The organism is Desulfamplus magnetovallimortis (genome assembly GCF_900170035.1).
GTDB classification, from domain to species: domain Bacteria; phylum Desulfobacterota; class Desulfobacteria; order Desulfobacterales; family Desulfobacteraceae; genus Desulfamplus; species Desulfamplus magnetovallimortis.
This window is the reverse complement of record NZ_LT828544.1, coordinates 323,240-331,705: the sequence shown is the minus strand read 5'-3', so window position 1 is coordinate 331,705 and position 8,466 is coordinate 323,240. Positions and strand designations below refer to the sequence as shown.

General features: G+C 41.6%; 7 protein-coding genes. All 7 read right to left on the bottom strand.

Features of this window, described 5'->3' with window-relative positions:
• Nucleotides 1–56 precede the first annotated feature (56 nt).
• Nucleotides 57–770, bottom strand: a complete 714-nt coding sequence (locus tag MTBBW1_RS11650; RefSeq protein WP_080803658.1) for an ABC transporter ATP-binding protein — start codon at nt 768–770, stop codon at nt 57–59.
• A complete protein-coding gene (locus MTBBW1_RS11645) occupies nt 763–2,190 on the bottom strand; it encodes a lipoprotein-releasing ABC transporter permease subunit (protein ID WP_245809350.1) in 1,428 nt (475 codons plus the stop codon). The genes MTBBW1_RS11650 and MTBBW1_RS11645 overlap by 8 nt, the downstream gene beginning before the upstream one ends.
• Nucleotides 2,191–2,194: 4 nt before the next feature.
• Nucleotides 2,195–3,715, bottom strand: a complete 1,521-nt coding sequence (lysS, locus tag MTBBW1_RS11640; protein ID WP_080803800.1) for a lysine--tRNA ligase — start codon at nt 3,713–3,715, stop codon at nt 2,195–2,197.
• An 81-nt stretch (nt 3,716–3,796) separates the two neighbouring features.
• On the bottom strand, nt 3,797–5,188 hold the full coding sequence (locus MTBBW1_RS11635; RefSeq protein ID WP_245809349.1) for a two-component system sensor histidine kinase NtrB: 1,392 nt from the start codon (nt 5,186–5,188) through the stop codon (nt 3,797–3,799).
• A gap of 163 nt (nt 5,189–5,351) precedes the next feature.
• Nucleotides 5,352–6,560 (bottom strand): type II secretion system F family protein, encoded by a 1,209-nt coding sequence (locus MTBBW1_RS11630; RefSeq protein ID WP_080803656.1) that lies wholly within the window; start codon nt 6,558–6,560, stop codon nt 5,352–5,354.
• Nucleotides 6,561–6,825: 265 nt separating this feature from the next.
• Complete coding sequence (locus MTBBW1_RS11625; RefSeq protein WP_080803653.1) at nt 6,826–7,443, bottom strand: class I SAM-dependent methyltransferase; 618 nt, start codon at nt 7,441–7,443, stop codon at nt 6,826–6,828.
• A gap of 15 nt (nt 7,444–7,458) precedes the next feature.
• The coding region (locus MTBBW1_RS29515; protein WP_281255634.1) for a DNA translocase FtsK at nt 7,459–8,466 on the bottom strand (1,008 nt) is incomplete at its 5' end.

Sequence of the window (8,466 nt, the reverse complement as noted above, 5' to 3'; positions counted from 1 at the left end):
CAGTAATAAAAAAAAGCACTAAGATGTCGATTTTGAGTATATGAAATACAAAAAACTTATCTCGCTTCCGCTATCTGAAAATTTTTTATTGTTACTTTTTTACTCATCAGCTCTGCCAGAGCACTGTTATGTGTCACAACCATAATGGTCATATCCAGCTCCAGATTTAACTCCACAAGCAGTTTATGAATCTGGTCACTGTTCTGAACATCCAGATTTCCGGTTGGCTCATCAGCAAGCAAAATATCAGGCTTAAGAACAATTGCCCTTGCAAGGGCAACTCTCTGCTGCTCTCCACCGGAAAGATCTTCTGCCCTGTGACTTAGACGACTCTTCAATCCAACCCTCTCAAGAATATGTGCAGATGCAGCATAACTTTTTTTTCGTGAAATTTTCTGGATAAGGCAGGGAATCATAACATTTTCAATGGCTGTAAAACCCTGAAGCAGATGGTGAAACTGAAAGACAAATCCGATTCTGCGATTACGGAAGCGTGCCAGCTCATCACTTCCCATTGAAAAAGGTTTTTCATCTCCGAAAAAAAGCTCCCCTGTGTCAGGACGATCAAGAGTTCCGAGAATATGAAGCAGAGTTGATTTGCCGGTTCCTGATGCCCCTACAACAGCAATGCTCTCTCCGCTGTAGATATCAAAATTAACATCCTTTAGGATCTCTATCTCCGATGTGGCTGAACTGAATCTTTTTGCAATACCCTTCATGGATATCATTGGAAGGATGGAGGAATCCGGCCACGGCCGTTTATTAACCATAGCGCAAAGCCTCAACTGGATTGGTTCGTGACGCTTTATACGAAGGATACAAAGTAGAGACAAGACATATAATAAAAGAAGCCGCAGCAATAAGAATCACATCTGCTGCCTCAAGCTGGACAGGTAATGTGGAAAAAGGGTAGGCAGCCGGAAGTTCAATAAACTCATATTTTTTAAGTAAAAAACATACAATCACGCCTGTAACTGTCCCCATTACAGTACCACTCAGCCCAATAATCATTCCCTGAATCATGAATATTTTACGAACCATCCTGTCCGTTGCCCCCATTGCCTTAAATACGGCAATGTCCCTGGTCTTCTCCATGACCATCATGATAAGAGCGCTTGCAATATTAAAGGCAGCAACAAGGATTATCAGGGTCAATATGACGAACATGGCTGTTTTTTCAAGTTTCAGAGCAGAAAAAAGGCTCTGGTTGATCTCCATCCAGTCCCTTGCATAATATGGGTAGTCCAGGGTATCAACAATGGCATCCTTAACTGCGGATGCACCATAGATATCATCAACCCAGACCCCCATTGCAGATATCCTGCTTCCCATCCCCATGAGACTCTGTGCGCTTCTGATATTAACATAGACAAGGGATGTGTCATATTCATACATGCCTGACTCAAAAAGCCCGACAACCTCAAACCTTTTCATGGATGGCATATGCCCCACAGGCGACAGTATGCCGCCGGTTGACATAAGAATTATTTTATCACCTTCTTTTACCCCGATATTTCTGGCAAGCTCCCGCCCAAGTATAATGCCGGGAAATGCTGCTGAGGAAGGATCTAAAGCTAAACGATCCTCTCCAAGAAGCTTTTTCAGGTCATCAGTTGAGTATCCTTTTATCATGGATATACCTGATTCAGGATCAATTCCCCTTAGAACAGCACCTGACATGCCTGATGATGTACGAATCATAGCCTGTCCAAAAACCAGCGGCGATACAGAGATAATATCACGGTAAGAAGCAGCAGTTCTTTCCATGAGCAAAACTTTTTTTTCCGCATCCGGGTAATTATTGAACATACCGGAATATTCCATCACAAGAATATGTGGTTCAACACCAAGGATTCTTTCCCTGAACTCTGTCTCAGCTCCACTCATAACAGCAATAACCACAACAAGAGCCATTACTCCAACCATTACGCCGGCAACAGAAAGCATTGAGATAAGAGATATAAATCCCTCTTTTCTTCTTGCCCGAAGATACCGTCCTGCAATGACAAACTCAAAAGAGAGAGGCAATCTAAAAGTGTGCTTCATTCCGGATTGACCATCCGAAACAGTATTATTACCTTTATGTTCACCCTTGATATCAGCACTGCATTGGTGATCATAACAGATATTATTATTGCTGGATTCAGATTGCTGAAAAGAGTGGCTCTCTTTTAAGCTTTTATAAGGCAAGGGGTTAATTGTCCGTCTCCATGTCACGCTGTACCTTGACTTTTTTCATATGGGGAAACAGGATTACTTCCCTTATTGAAGGAGCGTTGGTGAGCAGCATTACCAGGCGGTCTATTCCTATGCCCTCTCCTGCTGTTGGCGGCATACCATACTCAAGGGCCTCCACATACTCTGCATCCATTATATGAGCTTCAGAATCTCCATCCTGACGCTGGGAAGCTTGCTGAAGGAAGCGGTCATACTGGTCTGCCGGATCGTTTATTTCCGAGAAGCCGTTGGCAATCTCCCGACCTGCAATAAAAAGCTCGAACCTGTCTGTCAACTCAGGGTTTACATCACTCTTTCTTGAAAGAGGAGAGACCTCAACAGGATAACCGGTAATAAAAGTTGGCTGAATAAGCTCTGGTTCCACAAGTGAATCAAAAAGTTTTGTCAAAATCTTGCCATGACGCTCTTTTTTGGTGATTTTCACCCCTTTTTCCTCTGCAAATTTTAAAAGCTTTTCACTGGCTCCTGGCAAATTCCTGTCTAAAAGGGCAGGATCAACACCTCCAATGGCAACAAGAGATTCAATCATGGGAATCCTTTGCCATTGTTTTCCAAAATCAATGACTTCCCCCTGGTAGTCAACTTTTTCAGAACCGTTCACTTCCATTGCAATGGTTCTAAACATCTCTTCTGTCATATCCATCAGTTGCTCGTAGTCAGCATAGGCCTGGTAGAACTCCACCATTGTAAACTCAGGATTATGACGGGTCGAAACGCCTTCATTTCTGAAATTTCGATTGATCTCAAACACCTTTTCAAATCCACCAACAACAAGGCGTTTAAGGTAAAGCTCCGGTGCAATTCTAAGGAACAGCTCCATGCCAAGAGCATTGTGCCATGTTTTAAAAGGAGTAGCTTCAGCGCCTCCGGGAAGGGGCTGCATCATGGGGGTTTCCACCTCCATGAACTCCCTTTCTTCAAAAAAACGGCGCATTACACTTACAATGCGGCTTCTTTTAACAAATATTTCCCTTGCTTCATCATTCATCACAAGGTCAAGATATCTTTGACGGTATCGTTTTTCAGGATCTTTAATTCCATGATATTTTTCCGGAAGGGGTCTTACAGCCTTGGAAAGAAGCCTAAACTCCTTTGCAAGAAGAGTCCACTCTCCGGTTTTTGTCTGAAACAGCGCTCCTTTAAGCCCCACAAAATCACCAATATCAAGCTTTTTAAAAAGAGTATAGACATCATCTCCAAGAAGAGCTTTCTGCAAGTAAGCCTGCATCTGGCCGGTTCTGTCCCTGAAACGGATAAAGGAAGATTTTCCGAATTTATTTACGGCCATCATACGGCCTGCAACAGCAAATTCAGTTCCATTCTCACCAAGGGTTTCAGGTTTATTTTCTGTCAGTTCCCGAAGTTCAGCAACAGTGTTTGAAACCCTGAAATCATTTGGATAGAGGGGTATTCCATCTTTTTTCAGCTCCTCCATCTTCTCTTTTCTTGCTTTTAAAAGTACGCTTGATTCTTCCATTTGAAATATCTTTCTTTTTGATTTTAACTCTTTGTTTGTATATGTCATGGTATCTTGAAAAAGGTGTATAGTTATCCCATTTCAGACCTGGGTGTCAAATATTTTATTATCAACACATGATTGATGGTCAACTGTTTTTTCAGCATTATATTTAAAAATTATTGTAACCGTGGTACCATAATTAAGATCGCTGTCAACATCTATAATACCATTGTAAAAGTCAATCATTCTGTGGACAATGGACAAACCAAGACCCGTACCATTTGATTTTGTTGTAAAAAAGGGGTTGAAGACAGAGTCAAGGATATCAGATGGTATGCCAGAGCCTGTATCTGAAATTCTCAGAAAAATCCTGTCAGAGCGGGTTTTAATCAGATCAATCTCAATTGTACCATCACCTTCAATGGACTCAGCAGCATTTTTTAAAAGATTCCATAAAATTTGCCTTAAATGGTCAGTATCAATGCCAATGGAAACCTCATCATCAAGATCCATTTCAAAGTGAATACGTCCTGCAAAAAGGCTGTCCTGCATAAAAATCTTAACCGTATCCCTTATTTCAGGGGCAATAAGAACATTTTTGAAATCAGAAGCGCATGGCCTTGCAAACAAAAGAAAATCCGTTACAATTCTGCTCAAGCGCTCTGTCTCCCTTAAGACAATCTGCATTAAGCGATAGTTATGGGTACCTGGCGGTGCCTCCTCTTTCAACATCTGAATGGCGCCGGAAAGAGATGCCAGTGGATTTTTTATTTCATGTGCCATACCGGCAGCAATCTCTCCCATGGTTGCCATTTTTTCAACACGTTTGACATGATCCGCCATCACCTTCAGCTCTTTTCTTGCCTTTCTGGCCTGGAGTGCAAGAAAACCGCTTAAAAGTGCAACAGCAAAACATGCTGTCATGATAATCACAATCCTGTAAATTATGTGTGTCCATGCAACCTGGGTTGAAAGGGGAACCTGTTTCACTATAGGCTCAAGAATCTGATAATATTCAAGATCAATGAGTATCCCATACTGAAGGCTGCATAGTGTTGCCATTATCATGCTGCCTTTCCGGAACAGAAGCATACTTGACCCAATAATGACAACAAGATACAAAAATGTAAATATGCTATTAAAACTACCTGTTATATAGATAATTGCAGTTACTGAAAAAACATCCAGGGTCAACTGAAGATATACAAAAAGAGGGTTTCTACAAAATGTTCTAAAAGACCATCCATATAATACTGAAAGAAACAGTATAATAAGTGAAAGAATATAGACAGATAAAAAAGGCTGGGAGTCAAGGGGCAGGTCTTCGTTGGTTGAAAAAATCAGGGTTGAAAAAATCAGAACAATAGAAAAAACAACCCTGAAGGAGATAAGCCATTTTAAACCGCGCTCTATCTCCACAGGGTCAATTTTTTCAAGCCTTTTCCTGACATTTTTAACGTCATTATCAATAAAACTATCACTTTTCAGCACTATTCATTACCCTATCAGGAGTCATACTTGGTAAACGGAGATGGCGGACGTTCTGCTACCCCCGAACATGGAAACAATTTATCTATTTCCACGGTAAACGGTCATGGCTGCCAGCCAGCCACCCCCGAATATGGAAAATTGTATCCATTTCCACGGTAAAAAATCAGGCAACAACAGAGGCAATCTTGAATATCGGCAGATACATGGCAATTACCAGGCCACCGATAACAACGCCAAGAAAAACCAGAAGAAAAGGCTCTATCAGATCTGTGAGGTTTTTAACTGCCTGATCCACCTCTTCATCATAGAAATCGGCAATTTTACCAAGCATGGTATCAAGTGCACCTGTGGACTCTCCAACTGCAATCATTGAGCATACCATTGATGGGAAAACACCGCTTTCAAGCAGAGGATCTGCCATTGAACGCCCCTCTGAAATACCGACTTTTACATCTCCAATGGCAAATTCCACGGTTTTGTTACCAGCCGTTTTTGCAACAATATCAAGAGCTTCAAGAATGGAAACCCCGCTTGACATCATTGTACCCATGGTTCTTGTAAATTTTGCCACAGCTACCTTTTTTATAAGAATACCAAAGACAGGCACCTTTAGTATCATATCATCCATGATAATCCTGCCCTTTTTGGTGTTATATATTTTTTTTATGCCAATAGCCGCAACTATAATACCAACAATGATAAAGACAATATACTTTTTAACAAATTCGCTCATTGCAATTACAATCAAAGTAGGAGCCGGAAGTGCTCCTCCCATGCTCTCAAACATCTGTGAAAAAACAGGTATAACAAAAACAAGTATAACAGCGACAACAATAATGGCAATGGCAAGTGTAATACCAGGGTAGGTCATTGCCCCCTTGACCTGTTTCTTAAGCTTTGCCATCTTCTCCATGTAAGCTGATAGCCTGCGAAGGATAATATCCAGAATACCACCGGTCTCTCCTGCTTCAACCATATTAACAAAAAGCTCATCAAATATTTTTGGGAACCTTCCCAACGCCTCTGAAAAGGTTTCACCCGTTTCAACCCCCTCTTTTATCTTTTTGAGGATCTTCTTGAATGTGGGGTTTTCCTGCTGGGAATAGAGAATCTCAAGGCACTGCAAAAGCGGGAGTCCCGCATCAATCATGGTGGAAAACTGCCTGCAAAATAGAATCACATCTGTCTCAGTTACCGCAGGCTGAAACATTGCAATATTTTCCAGAATATCCTTTGGCTTCTCCTTAACTTTAACTGACGTGATCTTTCTTCTCTGAAGGCTTGATTTTACCTGCTCAGGGGTTTCTGCTTCCATCTCCCCTTTAACGGTTCTGTTCTTAGGATTTTTACCCTTCCATAGATAGACTTTCATCTCTCTTTTTTCCCTCCATTATATTTGATGGACTCTTTATATAGTTTTCCAGATAACGGCCATGGCAGAACCTTCTGCCTCAACGAAGCATGAAAGCCCCGCGCAACCAAAAACGGCGGGGACTTTCATATAAATTAAATTTGCAAGCACAACCTAGGGGTAACCCTATGTGGTTGCCCTTCAAAGTTGAGATGGAAAAATATTTTTCTGGAAGTCTATAAGTCAGATCCTGATTTTACGACCAGATATTTACTTGTCCCCTTGCTCATTGAATTTTACGCAAAACACCAAGGGTACCTGTTAATCCCATGGTCTGATATTGATGAGAATCAAGGGCCATCTCATATATCTGCCTTGGCGCCTGCCCTCCGGCTGCCGGGTCCATAAAAATATCATGAATCACAAGAAATCCCCCGCTGACAATGTGGCCAGCCCAGGTCTGATAATCATTAAAAGCAGCCTCAAAAGTGTGACCGCCGTCAATAAAAAGCATGGCAATGGGAGTTGCCCACATTTTCCCGGCAGTGGCAGATGACGTTACAACAGGTATAACAGTTTCATCAAGCCCTGCCTGCTTTATTGTCTGCCTGAAAAATTCAAATGTATTTATCACTCCATAAGATGAATCATAAAGATCCGGATCAAAATATTCCTGACCAGGCTGCTGCTCCTCCGATCCCCTGTGGTGGTCAATGGAATAGAGCACAGAACCATTTTCTCTGCATGCAAGACCGATAAAATATGCTGACTTTCCGCAATAGCTGCCTATCTCAAGACAAGGCCCCATGGCTGATGCTGTCAATGCTGTATCATATAAACATCTTGCTTCATTATCCGCCATAAAACCCTTGATGGTTTCACTGAATCCAAAATCAATCGTCATAAGTTCATTAAATCCTTAATCATCATAGCTTCCCACAAGCACTTCCCTTGGTCTGGAGCCATCCTGGGGACCCACAAGTCCTTCTTTTTCCATTGTTTCTATTATTCTGGCTGCACGGTTATAGCCAATTCTCAGATGACGCTGAATACTGGATATGGAAGCTTGACGAGTCCTTGTTACTATAGCCACAGCCTCATCATATTTTTCATCATAAACCTCCTCTTCCTCTTCCCCTGGCAATTCATCCACTTTTTCTGTAACATCTTCAACGTATTTAGGAGCTTGCTGGTTTTTCAGAAATGCTGTCACCCTTGAGATCTCCTCTTCAGATATATATGCACCCTGAATCCTCTGAAGCCTGCCTGTGCCAGGGGGCAGAAAAAGCATGTCCCCATCTCCAAGAAGCCTTTCCGAACCATTGGTATCAAGAATTGTCCTTGAGTCTGTTCTGGAAGATACCTGAAAAGAGAGGCGTGTTGGAAAATTGGCTTTTATTATTCCTGTGAGAACATCAACAGAGGGACGCTGGGTGGCAAGTATCAAGTGAATACCGGCAGCTCTTGCCATCTGTGCAAGACGTATCAGGGCAGACTCAACATCCTTTGAGGCAACCATCATAAGATCTGCAAACTCATCAACTATCACAACTATATATGGCAATTTTTCAAATAAAGGCTCTGAGCAATCATCTTCTGACTCATCTGATGATTTTGCTTCTTTACCTGACAGTTCTGAGTCTTCATCTGACAGCTCTAATTCTGTTTCGCTTAATAGTTCCGTTTCTTTTTCAGTTGATAATTTTGAGACTCTTTCACTTGATAGCCCTGTTTCTATTCTGTTTGACAACTCTGTTTCTATTTCGCTTGATAACTCAGTTGCTTTCCCGCTTGATAATTTTTTTGCCATCCCATTTAATAACTCTGATTCTGTCTCATCAGGCAATTTGATTTTTTCTTCACCTAATGCTCTTTTTTTTGCTCCCTTAGATGATAATGATTTTTGTTCATTTATCTTTTGTTCATG